The organism is Embleya sp. L77 (assembly GCF_055557415.1).
This window is the reverse complement of sequence record NZ_CM145709.1, coordinates 2588447-2602256: the sequence shown is the minus strand read 5'-3', so window position 1 is coordinate 2602256 and position 13810 is coordinate 2588447. Positions and strand designations below refer to the sequence as shown.

Genomic DNA, 13810 nt, shown 5'->3' with positions numbered 1-13810 from the left:
TCATGACCAGCATTGACGTTCTTTCGCCCGCCGGCGAGAAGTCCGGGACGATCGACCTCCCCGCGGAGCTGTTCGACGTCCAGGTGAGCATCCCGACGATCCACCAGGTCGTCGTGGCCCAGCTCGCCGCGGCTCGTCAGGGCACGCACAAGACCAAGACTCGTGGCGAGGTCCGCGGTGGTGGGCGCAAGCCGTATCGCCAGAAGGGCACCGGCCGCGCCCGTCAGGGCTCGACCCGCGCGCCGCAGTTCGCCGGTGGTGGCGTCGTGCACGGTCCCGTGCCGCGTGACTACGAGCAGCGGACCCCGAAGAAGATGAAGGCGTCCGCCCTGCGCGGTGCTCTCTCCGACCGGGCGCGTCACGAGCGCATCCACTGCGTTTCCGCGCTGATCGAGGGCGACAAGCCGTCGGTCAAGGCGGCGAAGACGCTGCTCGGCAAGATCAGTGAGCGCAAGAACGTGCTCCTGGTCGTCGAGAAGTCCGACACCACTGCCTGGCTGAGCGCCCGCAACCTTCCGCAGGTGCACTTGCTCGAGGTCGGGCAGCTGAACACCTACGACGTGCTCGTCTCCGACGACGTGGTCTTCACGAAGGCCGCTCTGGAGCGCTTCATCGCCGGACCGGCGCAGGCCGCCTCGGCGGTCGCGAGCTCCGACGAGCTCGAAGGGAGCCACGCGTGAGCACCGACACCGTCGAGAGCACGACGAAGGTCACCAGCAAGACCTACACCGACCCGCGCGACGTGCTGCTGAAGCCGGTGATCTCGGAGAAGAGCTACGGGCTCATCGACGAGAACAAGTACACGTTCATCGTGCACCCCGACGCCAACAAGACCCAGATCAAGCAGGCCGTCATCGCGGTCTTCGGAGTCAAGGTCGAGAGCGTCAACACGATCAACCGCGTTGGTAAGCGCAAGCGCACCAAGACCGGTTTCGGCAAGCGCAAGGACACGAAGCGCGCGATCGTCACCCTTGCAGAGGGCGAGCGGATCGACATCTTCGGTGGACCCGTCGGCTGACGGCCGCTGATACGGACGAGGACTAAGAGAAGCCATGGGCATCCGCAAGTACAAGCCGACGACGCCGGGCCGTCGTGGCGCCAGCGTCGCCGACTTCGTCGAGATCACGCGGTCCGAGCCGGAGAAGTCGCTGGTCCGCCCTCTGCACAGCAAGGGTGGTCGTAACAACCACGGCCGTGTGACTGCTCGCCACCAGGGTGGCGGCCACAAGCGCGCGTACCGACTGATCGACTTCCGGCGCAACGACAAGGACGGCGTTCCGGCGAAGGTCGCTCACATCGAGTACGACCCGAACCGCACCGCGCGCATCGCTCTTCTGCACTACGCGGACGGCGAGAAGCGCTACATCCTGTGCCCGAACAAGCTGAAGCAGGGCGACCGGATCGAAAACGGTCCGGGCGCCGACATCAAGCCGGGCAACAACATGCCGCTCCGGAACATCCCGGTCGGTACGGTCATCCACGCCATCGAGCTTCGGCCCGGTGGCGGCGCGAAGATCGCCCGTTCCGCGGGTGTCAGCGTGCAGCTGCTGGCGAAGGAGGGCGCCCACGCGACCCTCCGCATGCCGTCGGGCGAAATTCGCCTGGTCGACGTGCGCTGCCGGGCGACGGTCGGCGAGATCGGCAATGCCGAGCAGTCGAACATCAACTGGGGCAAGGCCGGTCGCATGCGCTGGAAGGGCAAGCGCCCGACCGTCCGCGGTGTGGCGATGAACCCCATCGACCACCCGCACGGTGGTGGTGAGGGTAAGACCTCTGGTGGTCGCCACCCGGTGAGCCCCTGGGGTAAGCCCGAGGGTCGTACTCGCCGGCCGAAGAAGGCCAGCGACAAGCTCATCATCCGCCGCCGCAAGACGAACAAGAAGCGCTAGGAGCAGTCTCGATGCCGCGCAGTCTCAAGAAGGGACCCTTCGTCGACGGCCACCTCATCAAGAAGGTGGACGTACAGAACGACAAGGGAACCAAGAACGTCATCAAGACCTGGTCCCGCCGCTCGATGATCGTCCCGGCGATGCTGGGCCACACGATCGCGGTGCACGACGGCCGTAAGCACGTCCCGGTGTTCGTGACCGAGTCGATGGTCGGCCACAAGCTCGGCGAGTTCGCGCCGACTCGGACCTTCCGCGGTCACGAGAAGGACGACCGGAAGTCGCGTCGTCGCTGACGCGGCGAATCGCATGGATATCGAGATGAGCAAGGGGACGTCGATGGAAGCCAGGGCTCAGGCGCGGTACATCCGCGTCACGCCCATGAAGGCCCGCCGTGTGGTGGACCTCATCCGTGGCATGAACGCCGCGGAGGCCCAGGCGGTCCTGCGATTCGCTCCGCAGGCCGCGAGTGAGCCGGTCGGCAAGGTGCTGGACAGCGCCATTGCCAACGCCGGTCACAACCACAACTTGGACACGAACATCCTGTACGTGTCCGCCGCCTACGTGGACGAGGGTCCGACCCTCAAGCGTTTCCGTCCGCGGGCACAGGGCCGGGCGTACCGCATCCGCAAGCGCACCAGCCACATCACCGTGGTTGTCGCCGAGAAGGAGAGGACCCGCTAGTGGGCCAGAAGGTTAACCCGCACGGGTTCCGTCTCGGCATCACCACGGACTTCAAGTCCCGGTGGTACGCCGACAAGCTGTACAAGGACTACGTCGGCGAGGACGTCAAGATTCGTCAGATGATGACGAAGGGCATGGAGCGCGCCGGGATCTCGAAGGTAGAGATCGAGCGCACCCGTGAGCGCGTCCGCGTCGACATCCACACCGCCCGGCCGGGCATCGTCATCGGCCGTCGTGGTGCGGAGGCCGACCGCATCCGCGGTGAGCTGGAGAAGCTCACCGGCAAGCAGGTTCAGCTGAACATCCTCGAGGTCAAGAACCCCGAGGTCGACGCTCAGCTTGTGGCGCAGGGTGTGGCCGAGCAGCTCTCGAGCCGCGTGTCCTTCCGCCGCGCGATGCGCAAGGCGATGCAGAGCTCCATGAAGGCCGGGGCCAAGGGCATCAAGATCCAGTGCGGTGGTCGTCTGGGTGGGGCCGAAATGTCCCGCTCGGAGTTCTACCGTGAGGGTCGCGTGCCGCTGCACACGCTGCGCGCCAACGTCGACTACGGCTTCTTCGAGGCCCGTACGACGTTCGGTCGCATCGGCGTGAAGGTGTGGATCTACAAGGGCGACGTCAAGAACATCGCCGAGGTCCGCGCCGAGAACGCCGCGGCTCGTGCCAGCAACCGTCCCGCCCGCGGCGGCGCTCCCGAGCGTCCCCGTCGTGGTGGCGAGGGTGGCGGCGGCGGTCGTGGCGGCGAGCGCGGTGGCCGTGGTGGCCGCGGCGGACGTCCGCAGCAGAACGACGCGCAGGCCACCGGTTCCTCGGACACCGGCTCCGCGCCGGCGGCCGAGGCTGTGAACTCGGCGCCCGAATCCGGATCGGAGGCCTGACCCCGATGCTGATCCCCCGCAGGGTCAAGCACCGCAAGCAGCACCACCCCAAGCGTGGTGGCCGTGCCAAGGGTGGTACGGAACTGGCGTTCGGCGAGTACGGCATCCAGGCCCTCGGCCAGGCGTACGTGACCAACCGTCAGATCGAGTCCGCTCGTATTGCCATCACCCGGCACATTCGCCGTGGTGGCAAGGTGTGGATCAACATCTACCCCGACCGTCCGCTGACCAAGAAGCCTGCCGAGACCCGCATGGGTTCCGGTAAGGGCTCGCCCGAGTGGTGGGTCGCGAACGTCAAGCCCGGTCGGGTGATGTTCGAACTGTCGTACCCGAACGAGAAGGTGGCTCGTGAGGCGCTTACCCGCGCCGTGCACAAGCTGCCGATGAAGTGCCGGATCGTCCGGCGCGAGGCTGGTGAGGCGTGATGGCGGCCGTTACCAAGGCGTCCGAGCTCCGCGAACTCGGTGACGAGGAAATCGTCGCCAAGCTCCGCGAAGCCAAGGAGGAGCTGTTCAACCTCCGTTTCCAGGCGGCGACCGGGCAGCTCGAAAACCACGGGCGGCTCAAGGCTGTCCGTAAGGACATCGCCCGGATCTACACGCTGATGCGCGAGCGCGAGCTGGGCATCGACGTGCAGGAGACCGGAGGCGCGGCGTGAGTGAGAAGACTGAGATGACTGAAGCAACCCGGGGTTTCCGCAAGACCCGTGAGGGCCTCGTCGTCAGCGACAAGATGGACAAGACCGTCGTCGTCGCCGTCGAGGACCGCGTGAAGCACCCGATGTACGGCAAGGTCATCCGCCGCACGAACAAGCTGAAGGCTCACGACGAGCAGAACGCCTGTGGCGTCGGTGACCGTGTCGTCCTCATGGAGACTCGGCCGCTGTCCGCCAGCAAGCGCTGGCGCATCGTCGAGATCCTCGAAAAGGCCAAGTAGCGAGCGCCGGTCGCCCCACCATCCGTGGGTCGTGACCGCGACGTGACGATCAGGAGTTAGACGTGATCCAGCAGGAGTCGCGACTGCGAGTCGCCGACAACACGGGTGCGAAGGAGATTCTCTGCATCCGTGTGCTCGGTGGCTCCGGCCGGCGCTACGCGGGCATCGGGGACGTCATCGTTGCCACCGTCAAGGACGCGATCCCCGGTGGCAACGTGAAGAAGGGCGACGTCATCAAGGCAGTCGTCGTGCGGACGGTCAAGGAGCGCCGGCGTGTCGACGGCTCCTACATCCGCTTCGACGAGAACGCCGCCGTTGTCCTGAAGAACGATGGCGAACCCCGAGGCACCCGTATTTTCGGTCCGGTCGGCCGTGAGCTTCGTGAGAAGAAGTTCATGAAGATCATCTCGCTCGCGCCGGAGGTGCTCTAACCAATGGCGAAGGCGATGAAGATCAAGAAGGGTGACCTGGTACAGGTCATCACGGGCAAGGACAAGGGCAAGCAGGGCAAGGTCATCGCGGCCTACCCGCCGAAGGAGCGCGTCCTGGTCGAGGGCGTCAACCGGATCAAGAAGCACACCAAGGTCGGTCAGTCCGCCAAGGGTGCCAAGACCGGTGGCATCATCACCCAGGAAGCCTCCATCCACGTCAGCAACGTGATGCTGGTGGTGGAGAAGGACGGTAAGAAGGTCCCGACGCGGACCGGCTTCCGGTTCGATGACGAGGGCAACAAGATCCGGTACGCCAAGCGGACCGGTGAGGACATCTGATGACGGTCACCACTGAGGCGCGCGAACTGCCGCGTCTGAAGCAGCGTTACCGCGAGGAGATCCTCGGCAAGCTGCGTGAGGAGTTCTCGTTCGAGAACGTCATGCAGGTTCCGGGCGTCACCAAGATCGTGGTCAACATGGGTGTGGGCGACGCCGCCCGCGACTCGAAGCTGATCGACGGCGCGATCAAGGACCTGATGGCCATCACCGGCCAGAAGCCCCAGGTCACGAAGGCCCGCAAGTCCATCGCGCAGTTCAAGCTGCGTGAGGGTCAGCCGATCGGCGCGCACGTTACACTGCGCGGCGACCGCATGTGGGAGTTCCTCGACCGTCTGCTGTCGATCGCGCTGCCGCGTATCCGCGACTTCCGCGGTCTCTCGCCGAAGCAGTTCGACGGCCGCGGCAACTACACCTTCGGTCTCACGGAGCAGTCGATGTTCCACGAGATCGACCAGGACAAGATCGACCGCGTTCGCGGCATGGACATCACTGTGGTGACCAGCGCCAAGAACGACGACGAGGGCCGCGCTCTGCTGCGTCTCCTCGGCTTCCCGTTCAAGGAAGCGTGAGCAGTCGGCTCGCCGACTGAGGAACGCAACAAGGAGACTGAGACGTGGCGAAGAAGGCCCTGATCGCAAAGGCCGCCCGCAAGCCGAAGTTCGAGGTTCGTGGCTACACGCGCTGCCAGCGCTGTGGCCGTCCTCACTCGGTGTACCGCAAGTTCGGCCTGTGCCGCGTGTGCCTGCGCACGATGGCGCACGCCGGCGAGCTGCCGGGCGTCACCAAGAGCAGCTGGTAGTTCGCGACGGTCGCCTCGGCGACCGACGCGGCACCCGCACATCGATCGTCCCGTGGGGACGAACGAGAACAGTAACGACGTCGTAGGTCCCGCACCGCAGTCGTCGCTTCGCCGCTCTCCCTCGGGAGGGCGGCGGGGCGAGGGATCGCACGCCGGGAAACCACGGCGAGAAAGGCCTTGAGGCCGTCATGACCATGACCGACCCCATCGCAGACATGCTGACTCGTCTGCGGAACGCCAACTCGGCTTATCACGATGACGTCGTGATGCCGTTCAGCAAGATCAAGTCGCACATCGCGGAGATCCTCCAGCAGGAGGGTTACATCCAGGGCTGGCGCGTCGAGGACGCGGAGGTGGGCAAGAAGCTCACCGTCGTCCTCAAGTACGGCCCGAACCGCGAGCGCTCGATCGCCGGCGTCCGCCGCGTGTCGAAGCCCGGTCTGCGGGTGTACGCAAAGTCCACGAACCTGCCGAAGGTGCTCGGTGGCCTCGGCGTCGCGATTATCTCGACGTCGACCGGTCTCCTCACCGACAAGCAGGCGGCCAAGAAGGGCGTGGGCGGGGAAGTCCTCGCCTTCGTCTGGTAAGGGAAGGGAAGGAGAGCAATGTCGCGCATCGGACGTCTCCCCATCCCGGTTCCCACCGGTGTGGACGTCACCATCAATGGCCGCGAGGTTGTCGTGAAGGGCCCCAAGGGTTCCCTGTCGCACACCATCGCCGCCCCGATCGAGATCGCAAAGTCGGATGACGGCACCCTCGCGGTGACCCGTCCCGACGACGAGCGTCGCTCGAAGGCCCTGCACGGGCTGTCCCGGACGCTGGTGGCGAACATGATCACTGGTGTGACCCAGGGATACATCAAGAAGCTCGAGATCAGCGGTGTCGGTTACCGAGTCCAGGCGAAGGGCTCCTCGCTGGAGTTCGCGCTCGGATTCAGCCACCCCGTCGTCGTCGAGGCCCCGGAGGGCATCACCTTCGTGGTCGAGGCCCCGACCCGTTTCTCGGTCGAAGGCATCGACAAGCAGAAGGTCGGTGAAATCGCCGCGAACATCCGCAAGCTGCGGAAGCCCGACCCGTACAAGGCCAAGGGCGTCAAGTACGCCGGCGAGGTCATCCGCCGCAAGGTCGGAAAGGCTGGTAAGTAGGCATGGCTGTCGGCGTGAAGACCGGCAAGGGCGTTGCGAAGAAGTCTGTCGCACGCAAGCGCCGGCACATTCGGGTGCGGAAGAAGGTTTCCGGCACCCCGCTGCGGCCCCGTCTCGTCGTGAGCCGCTCCACCCGTCACATGGTGGCGCAGGTTATCGACGACATCGCCGGCCACACTCTCGCTTCGGCCTCCACGATGGACCCGTCCATCCGTGGTGGTGAGGGCGACAAGACCGCTCAGGCTCGCAAGGTCGGCGAATTGGTCGCCGAGCGCGCGAAGGCTGCCGGTGTAGAGGCTGTCGTGTTCGACCGCGGTGGTAACAAGTACCACGGTCGTATCGCCGCCCTCGCGGATGCCGCACGCGGAAACGGGCTCACCTTCTGAGCCCGCTGCTCCGGACAAGCTTCGAACGACAGATGAGGACATTCTGATGGCTGGACCCCAGCGCCGCGGTGGCGGCGCCGGCGGCGGCGAGCGGCGGGACCGGCGGGATCGACGTGATGGTGGCGCAGCCGCCGAGAAGACCGCTTACGTCGAGCGCGTCGTCGCGATCAATCGCGTCGCCAAGGTCGTGAAGGGTGGTCGTCGCTTCAGCTTCACCGCGCTGGTCGTGGTTGGCGATGGCGATGGCACCGTAGGTGTCGGTTACGGCAAGGCCAAGGAGGTGCCGGCCGCGATCGCCAAGGGTGTTGAAGAGGCCAAGAAGCACTTCTTCAAGGTCCCCCGTATCCAGGGCACCATTCCGCACCCGATCCAGGGTGAGAAGGCTGCCGGCGTCGTGCTCCTGAAGCCGGCCTCGCCGGGTACCGGTGTCATCGCCGGTGGCCCCGTGCGCGCCGTGCTCGAGTGCGCCGGCATCCACGACGTGCTGAGCAAGTCGCTCGGCTCGTCGAACCCGATCAACATCGTGCACGCGACCGTCGCGGCGCTCCAGGGGCTCGTTCGCCCCGAGGAGATCGCGGCTCGTCGTGGCCTGCCTCTGGAGGACGTGGCCCCGGCCGCGCTTCTGCGGGCCCGCGCGGGGGTTGGTGCGTAATGGCACGTCTCAAGGTCACGCAGACCCGATCCAAGATCGGTGGCAGGCAGAACCAGCGGGACACTCTCCGTTCGCTCGGTCTCAAGCGCGTCCACGACGTGGTCGTCAAGGAAGACCGCCCGGAGATCCGCGGCATGATCGCGACGGTGTCGCACCTCGTCACCGTCGAGGAGGTCGACTGACATGGGTGCTGACAACCCGCTGAAGGTGCACCACCTGCGGCCCGCCCCGGGCGCCAAGACCGCCAAGACCCGCGTGGGTCGTGGCGAGGGCTCCAAGGGCAAGACCGCCGGTCGTGGCACCAAGGGCACCAAGGCTCGTTACCAGGTGCCGGCCCGCTTCGAGGGTGGGCAGATGCCGCTGCACATGCGGCTGCCCAAGCTCAAGGGCTTCAAGAACCCGTTCCGGGTCGAGTTCCAGGTCGTGAACCTGGACAAGATCGAGTCCCTGTACCCCGAGGGTGGCGAAGTCACCGTCGAGGGTCTGATCGAGAAGGGCGCGGTTCGCAAGAACCTGCCCGTCAAGATCCTGGGCACCGGCGAGATCTCGGTTGCCGTCCAGGTGAAGGTGCACGCCTTCTCCGGCTCGGCGAAGACCAAGATCGCCGCCGCGGGCGGTTCGACCGACGAACTGTCGGTCTGACCGTAGGCGCGGACAAGGTTTGACCGTCATGGCCCGTTCGGATCGGTACCGAACGGGCCTTGACGTCGTTGGAGGCTGTAGCGCAGGGGTGTCACGCCGGTAAGGTGGTGACGCCCCTGTGGTTTGCTGTGTCGTGGGGGCGGATCCATTGCCACACCCCACACATGACCTGCTCTGTTTTTGCCGTGTGTTGTGTCATGTCGCAGGAACGTCGGACCGGGGCGATACTTCCGGGCCGTCGGCGCTGTTATTGTCCGTGAGGTTCCCTGTGCGGGACCTGACCAGTGGTCCTATCCGGACCGACGACTCGATCGACTCGCCCCTAAGACGGGCGGGGCGCAGGAGGCAGTGTGCTCACCGCGTTCGCCAGGGCGTTCCGCACGCCCGACCTGCGCAAGAAGCTGCTGTTCACGTTGGCGATCATCGTCCTCTTCCGGATCGGGTCGCATATCCCGGTACCGGGCGTCTCGTTCGAGATGGTGCGCTCTTGCGTAGAGGACTCCAACCGGAACAGCCTGTTCGGCCTCGTGAACATGTTCAGCGGCGGCGCGCTGCTGCAACTCACGATCTTCGCGCTGGGGATCATGCCGTACATCACGGCGAGCATCATCCTGCAGCTGCTGACCGTGGTGATCCCGCGGCTGGAGGCCCTCAAGAAGGAGGGCCAGTCCGGGACCGCGAAGATCACCCAGTACACCCGGTACCTCACCATCGCGCTGTCGATTCTGCAGTCGACCGCGCTGATCGCCACCGCCCGCAGCGGCGCGCTGTTCTCCAGCGCCCGCAGCGCGACCTGCGACCCGCAGGGCATCGTTCCCGACGACTCGCTCTTCCGGGTGATCGTCATGGTCGCCGTGATGACCGCCGGCACCTCGACGATCATGTGGCTCGGTGAGCTGATCACCGACCGCGGCATCGGCAACGGCATGTCGATCCTGATGTTCGTCTCGGTCGCCGCCGGCTTCCCGGCCGCGCTGTGGACGATCAAGGAGCAGGGCACCATCGGTGGCGGCTGGGTGCCGTTCTTCACCGTCATCGCCATCGGCCTCGTGATGGTCGGCCTGGTGGTCTTCGTGGAACAGGCGCAGCGCCGGATCCCGGTGCAGTACGCCAAGCGCATGATCGGGCGTCGCGCCTACGGCGGGACCTCGACCTACATCCCGCTCAAGGTGAACCAGGCGGGCATCATCCCCGTCATCTTCGCCTCGTCGCTGCTGTACATCCCGGCCCTCATCGCTCAGTTCAGCGGTGGGAAATCGGACTGGGCGGTGTGGATCGAACGCCACTTCGTCAAGGGCGACCACCCGCTGTACATGATCACGTACTTCCTGCTGATCGTCTTCTTCGCGTTCTTCTACGTGGCCATCACGTTCAACCCCGAAGAAGTAGCCGACAACATGAAGAAGTATGGTGGCTTCATTCCGGGGATCCGCGCCGGCAGACCGACTGCGGAATACCTGAACTACATCCTCACCAGGATCACGTGGCCCGGATCGTTGTACCTGGGCATGATCGCGCTGGTACCCAGCATCGCGCTCGTGCTCTTCAACGCCAACCAGAACTTCCCGTTCGGCGGCACGAGCATCCTGATCATCGTGGGAGTGGGTCTGGAAACCGTGAAGCAGATCGAGAGTCAGCTCCAGCAGCGCAACTACGAAGGCTTCCTCCGCTAAATGCGTATCGTTCTCGTGGGGCCTCCCGGCGCGGGTAAGGGAACCCAGGCCCAGTACATCGCCGCCAACCTGTCGATTCCCGCCGTCTCGACCGGTGACATCTTCCGCGCCAACGTGAGTCAGGGCACCCCGCTCGGCCGCGAGGCGAAGACCTACATGGACGCGGGCAACCTCGTGCCCGACGAGGTGACCATAGGCATGGTCCGGGAGCGCCTCGCGCAGCCGGACGTCGCCGCCGGTTTCCTCCTCGACGGGTTCCCGCGCAACACCGCTCAGGCGAAGGTGCTCGACGAGATCCTCGCCGAGAACGACACCGAGCTCGACGTGGTGCTCGAGCTCAAGGTCGACGACTCGGAGATCATCCAGCGCATCTCCGGCCGCCGGCAGTGCCGCGCGAACGGGCACGTCTGCCACATCCTGACCGACCCGCCGAAGGTGCCGGGCGTCTGCGACGAGTGCGGCAGCGAGTTGTACCAGCGCGACGACGACCGCGAGGAGACCGTCCGGCACCGCCTGGACGTGTACAAGGAGCAGACCGAACCCTTGGTCGGCTATTACTCCGAGCGCAACCTCCTGCTGCCCATCCAGGCGACGGGTCCGGTCAAGGAGGTCACCGGGCGCGCGATGACCGCGCTCCGGGAGTTCGGCGCCTGATCGGGCGCCGGCCGCGACAGACATCACACATGGGCGATCCGGGGAAACCCCGGATCGCCCATCGTGTTTTTCAGCCGAGATCATTCGGCCGGGACAATGCCTCGGCCGAGACGAGGCTTCGGCGATACACAGACGAGGACGGCCATGCCGGTGTTCAGGAAGCGGCACATGCGAATCGAGCGCAAGACGCCCGAGCAGATCGAGAAGATGCGTCGTGCCGGGGCTGTCGTGGCGAACACGCTGGAGCTGCTGCGCGAGGCGGCGAAGCCCGGGGTGACCACGGCCGATCTGGACTCGATCGCCGAGCGGTCGATCCGTGCGGCGGGCGCGATTCCCTCGTTCAAGGGCTATCACGGCTTCCCGGCGTCGATCTGCGCGTCGGTCAACGACGTGGTGGTGCACGGGATTCCGGACGAGACGCCGCTGCGGGACGGGGACATCATCTCGATCGACTGCGGCGCGATCCTGGACGGCTGGCACGGCGACTCGGCGATCACCGTGCCGATCGGCACGGTGCGGCCCGAGGTGCTCGAACTGAGCCGGGTGTGCGAGCAGTCCATGTGGGCGGGCATCGAGGCCGCGGTGGCCGGCGGGCGGCTGACCGACATCAGCCACGCGGTGGAGAAGTCGATCCGGGCCAACCGACTGCCGGGCGGCGCCAAGTACGGCATCGTCGAGGACTACGGCGGCCACGGCATCGGCACCGAGATGCACCAGGACCCGCACGTGCTCAACTACGGCCCCGGCGGCCGGGGTCCGCGCCTGGAGGTCGGCGTGTGCCTGGCGATCGAGCCGATGGTCACCCTCGGCAAGCCGGACACGTACACGCTGCCCGACGAGTGGACGGTCAAGACCACCGCGGGCGGCCACGCGGCGCACTGGGAACACTCGATCGCGATCACCGAGAACGGGCCCGTGGTACTGACCCGTCCCTGATGCCAGGCCCCCGTCGATGGTGGGGCTGGCACCATGTACGACGCCTCGGTGTCTGCCTACTGTCGAAGGCATGGTGAGGCATCCGACCATGCGGGCATCCGACGTCGACCGTGAAGCGGCGGTGACGCTTCTGCGCGACCACCATGCGGTCGGACGGTTGACGCTCGCAGAGTTCAACGAACGTATGGGGGCCGCCTTCGGGGCGGTCACGCTGGGGGAGTTGGCCCGGCTGATCTGCGATCTGCCGCCGCCCGAACACCTGGAGGCGGACGTCGAGGTGATCCGCGCGCGGATGGCCTACGAGGCGGCGCGCACCCGGTCCGCCCTGGCCCGTCCGGTCGCGCCGGAGGTGCCGGTGTTTCCGATGCCGCCGCCGGCGTCGACGACGTGGCCGACACCCAGACCGGCCCCGCCACCGGCCCGGGACCGGGCGTACCGGGACGCGGGCCCGGTGCCGCGGGAGCGGGACGGCTGGGCCGCCGGGGCGCGGGCCCTGCGGGCGGCGTGGACCACGCTGAACGCGATCACCGCGTTGAACGTGGTGATCTGGCTGCTGGTCGCGGTGGCCGGTACCGGCGTCGTGTACTTCTGGCCGGTGTGGGTCTACGGCCCGGCCGCGGCGGTGCTGGGCTCGATCCAGATGTGCTTCTGGCGACACGGGCGCCCCGCGCCCTGATGACCGGGCTCCGGAACAGGGCCTACGCTCGTGGTATGGACCGTGATCCGAACGCCCTCGCGACCCCCGCGGACCGCGAACGTGTGACCGCCGAGCTGCGCGAACACCTCGCGTCCGGCCGGCTCGCGCTGTCCGAATACCGGGCGCGCCTGGACGCGGTCCGCCGAGCGGGTACGGTGGGGGAGCTCGACGCGGTCTCGGCGCAGTTGCCGGGCCGCGAGGATCGGGACGACGCGGCGGGTGCGACGCCGCCGCGGGAGTACCACCCATACGTCGATGCGCCTCCACGAGCCGGTGCCTACGGTCCGGCGGAGGGGCGGCGTCAGCGGGTTTCCAACGCGACGTTGAACAAGGTCTGGTTGGTCGTGATGTCGCTCGGCGTGCTGGCATGGGCGCTGGTCTACTTCGTGAAGTAGACCCGCTGGCGCCCCGGCGGGAACGGAACCGATGGTTCCGGGCCCGGTTTCGCTTTCACCGGCCGAGTGCCTTAGACTGACTCGTCGGCTCACATGTAGCCAGGTTTGGCGCGCCCGTCATCTGGGCGCCGAAAATTTGAGCTTCGTCATGTGGCCGGGTAACGGTAGCTGATCCCGAGATACGAAGCGCGGAGGACATGCCCAAGAAGCAAGGGGCCATCGAAATCGAGGGCACCGTCATCGAGTCGCTCCCCAACGCCATGTTTCGCGTGGAGCTTCAGAACGGGCACAAAGTCCTCGCGCACATCAGTGGGAAGATGCGGATGCACTACATCCGTATTCTTCCGGACGACCGGGTTGTCGTGGAGCTGAGCCCTTACGACCTGACCCGCGGCCGGATCGTCTACCGCTACAAGTAGGCGAGCCCCGGCCCTGCCCACGCCGTGCGTGGTGTGCGGGGCTTGGACGCAAACCGATAACCGACTCGGCGACGGCGGCGTGCCCGCACGCCCTCGTCACACGTACCGGAGAAATCATGAAGGTCAAGCCGAGCGTCAAGAAGATCTGCGACAAGTGCAAGGTGATCCGCCGTCACGGCCGGGTCATGGTGATCTGCGAGAACCTGCGCCACAAGCAGCGCCAGGGCTGAGCAGCAACCCCCTCGCACAACGAGCGATCGA

General features: G+C 66.4%; 26 protein-coding genes. All 26 read left to right on the top strand.

Going from position 1 to position 13810, the window contains the following annotated elements; translation table 11 throughout:
• Window positions 1–2 precede the first annotated feature (2 nt).
• The 26 genes from rplD to rpmJ all read left to right on the top strand — a co-directional run bounded on the left by rplD (window position 3) and on the right by rpmJ (window position 13779).
• Entirely contained in the window at window positions 3–680 is a 678-nt protein-coding gene (rplD, locus tag ACZOOI_RS10755; protein ID WP_020549236.1) for a 50S ribosomal protein L4, read from the top strand.
• Window positions 677–1018 carry a 50S ribosomal protein L23 gene (gene rplW, locus ACZOOI_RS10750; RefSeq protein WP_020549235.1) on the top strand — a complete coding sequence of 114 codons (342 nt, stop codon included), beginning with the start codon at window positions 677–679 and terminating at the stop codon, window positions 1016–1018. The genes rplD and rplW overlap by 4 nt, the downstream gene beginning before the upstream one ends.
• Before the next feature lie 34 nt (window positions 1019–1052).
• Complete coding sequence (rplB, locus tag ACZOOI_RS10745) at window positions 1053–1889, top strand: 50S ribosomal protein L2 (RefSeq protein ID WP_020549234.1); 837 nt, start codon at window positions 1053–1055, stop codon at window positions 1887–1889.
• Window positions 1890–1900: 11 nt separating this feature from the next.
• Entirely contained in the window at window positions 1901–2182 is a 282-nt protein-coding gene (gene rpsS, locus ACZOOI_RS10740) for a 30S ribosomal protein S19 (RefSeq protein ID WP_020549233.1), read from the top strand.
• A 43-nt stretch (window positions 2183–2225) separates the two neighbouring features.
• Complete coding sequence (rplV, locus tag ACZOOI_RS10735) at window positions 2226–2570, top strand: 50S ribosomal protein L22 (RefSeq protein WP_026217944.1); 345 nt, start codon at window positions 2226–2228, stop codon at window positions 2568–2570.
• Window positions 2570–3445: a 30S ribosomal protein S3 gene (rpsC, locus tag ACZOOI_RS10730; RefSeq protein WP_355532993.1), complete on the top strand. Its 876-nt coding sequence runs from the start codon at window positions 2570–2572 to the stop codon at window positions 3443–3445. Before rplV ends, rpsC begins: the two co-directional genes overlap by 1 nt.
• A gap of 5 nt (window positions 3446–3450) precedes the next feature.
• Entirely contained in the window at window positions 3451–3870 is a 420-nt protein-coding gene (gene rplP, locus ACZOOI_RS10725; RefSeq protein WP_020549230.1) for a 50S ribosomal protein L16, read from the top strand.
• Window positions 3870–4103: a 50S ribosomal protein L29 gene (gene rpmC / locus ACZOOI_RS10720; protein ID WP_020549229.1), complete on the top strand. Its 234-nt coding sequence runs from the start codon at window positions 3870–3872 to the stop codon at window positions 4101–4103. The genes rplP and rpmC overlap by 1 nt, the downstream gene beginning before the upstream one ends.
• 14 nt (window positions 4104–4117) lie before the next feature.
• Entirely contained in the window at window positions 4118–4381 is a 264-nt protein-coding gene (gene rpsQ, locus ACZOOI_RS10715; protein WP_406283464.1) for a 30S ribosomal protein S17, read from the top strand.
• Window positions 4382–4443: 62 nt separating this feature from the next.
• Entirely contained in the window at window positions 4444–4812 is a 369-nt protein-coding gene (gene rplN, locus ACZOOI_RS10710) for a 50S ribosomal protein L14 (protein WP_078975728.1), read from the top strand.
• A gap of 15 nt (window positions 4813–4827) precedes the next feature.
• The gene (gene rplX, locus ACZOOI_RS10705; protein WP_026217943.1) at window positions 4828–5151 is read left to right on the top strand and encodes a 50S ribosomal protein L24; all 324 of its coding nucleotides are present in this window, start codon (window positions 4828–4830) and stop codon (window positions 5149–5151) included.
• Complete coding sequence (gene rplE, locus ACZOOI_RS10700) at window positions 5151–5720, top strand: 50S ribosomal protein L5 (RefSeq protein ID WP_020549225.1); 570 nt, start codon at window positions 5151–5153, stop codon at window positions 5718–5720. Before rplX ends, rplE begins: the two co-directional genes overlap by 1 nt.
• 44 nt (window positions 5721–5764) lie before the next feature.
• Window positions 5765–5950 (top strand): type Z 30S ribosomal protein S14, encoded by a 186-nt coding sequence (locus tag ACZOOI_RS10695; RefSeq protein ID WP_020549224.1) that lies wholly within the window; start codon window positions 5765–5767, stop codon window positions 5948–5950.
• A 188-nt stretch (window positions 5951–6138) separates the two neighbouring features.
• Window positions 6139–6537: a 30S ribosomal protein S8 gene (gene rpsH, locus ACZOOI_RS10690; RefSeq protein WP_020549223.1), complete on the top strand. Its 399-nt coding sequence runs from the start codon at window positions 6139–6141 to the stop codon at window positions 6535–6537.
• A gap of 18 nt (window positions 6538–6555) precedes the next feature.
• Entirely contained in the window at window positions 6556–7095 is a 540-nt protein-coding gene (gene rplF / locus ACZOOI_RS10685) for a 50S ribosomal protein L6 (RefSeq protein ID WP_020549222.1), read from the top strand.
• A gap of 2 nt (window positions 7096–7097) precedes the next feature.
• Complete coding sequence (rplR, locus tag ACZOOI_RS10680) at window positions 7098–7481, top strand: 50S ribosomal protein L18 (protein ID WP_020549221.1); 384 nt, start codon at window positions 7098–7100, stop codon at window positions 7479–7481.
• A 46-nt stretch (window positions 7482–7527) separates the two neighbouring features.
• On the top strand, window positions 7528–8133 hold the full coding sequence (gene rpsE / locus ACZOOI_RS10675) for a 30S ribosomal protein S5 (RefSeq protein WP_020549220.1): 606 nt from the start codon (window positions 7528–7530) through the stop codon (window positions 8131–8133).
• Entirely contained in the window at window positions 8133–8315 is a 183-nt protein-coding gene (gene rpmD / locus ACZOOI_RS10670; protein ID WP_020549219.1) for a 50S ribosomal protein L30, read from the top strand. Before rpsE ends, rpmD begins: the two co-directional genes overlap by 1 nt.
• A gap of 1 nt (window position 8316) precedes the next feature.
• Window positions 8317–8775: a 50S ribosomal protein L15 gene (rplO, locus tag ACZOOI_RS10665; RefSeq protein WP_391585393.1), complete on the top strand. Its 459-nt coding sequence runs from the start codon at window positions 8317–8319 to the stop codon at window positions 8773–8775.
• Between the two features lie 350 nt (window positions 8776–9125).
• Window positions 9126–10448: a preprotein translocase subunit SecY gene (secY, locus tag ACZOOI_RS10660; protein WP_020549217.1), complete on the top strand. Its 1323-nt coding sequence runs from the start codon at window positions 9126–9128 to the stop codon at window positions 10446–10448.
• Complete coding sequence (locus tag ACZOOI_RS10655; RefSeq protein WP_391585392.1) at window positions 10449–11102, top strand: adenylate kinase; 654 nt, start codon at window positions 10449–10451, stop codon at window positions 11100–11102. It abuts the gene before it with no gap.
• 144 nt (window positions 11103–11246) lie between these two features.
• Complete coding sequence (gene map, locus ACZOOI_RS10650) at window positions 11247–12038, top strand: type I methionyl aminopeptidase (protein ID WP_465280464.1); 792 nt, start codon at window positions 11247–11249, stop codon at window positions 12036–12038.
• A 70-nt stretch (window positions 12039–12108) separates the two neighbouring features.
• Window positions 12109–12714: a DUF1707 SHOCT-like domain-containing protein gene (locus tag ACZOOI_RS10645; protein WP_465280463.1), complete on the top strand. Its 606-nt coding sequence runs from the start codon at window positions 12109–12111 to the stop codon at window positions 12712–12714.
• Window positions 12715–12749: 35 nt separating this feature from the next.
• Complete coding sequence (locus ACZOOI_RS10640; RefSeq protein ID WP_465280462.1) at window positions 12750–13130, top strand: DUF1707 SHOCT-like domain-containing protein; 381 nt, start codon at window positions 12750–12752, stop codon at window positions 13128–13130.
• 197 nt (window positions 13131–13327) lie between these two features.
• Window positions 13328–13549, top strand: coding sequence for a translation initiation factor IF-1 (gene infA / locus ACZOOI_RS10635; RefSeq protein ID WP_018382544.1), 222 nt, complete (start codon window positions 13328–13330; stop codon window positions 13547–13549).
• Window positions 13550–13665: 116 nt separating this feature from the next.
• Window positions 13666–13779, top strand: a complete 114-nt coding sequence (gene rpmJ / locus ACZOOI_RS10630; RefSeq protein WP_009740505.1) for a 50S ribosomal protein L36 — start codon at window positions 13666–13668, stop codon at window positions 13777–13779.
• Window positions 13780–13810: the final 31 nt, after the last annotated feature.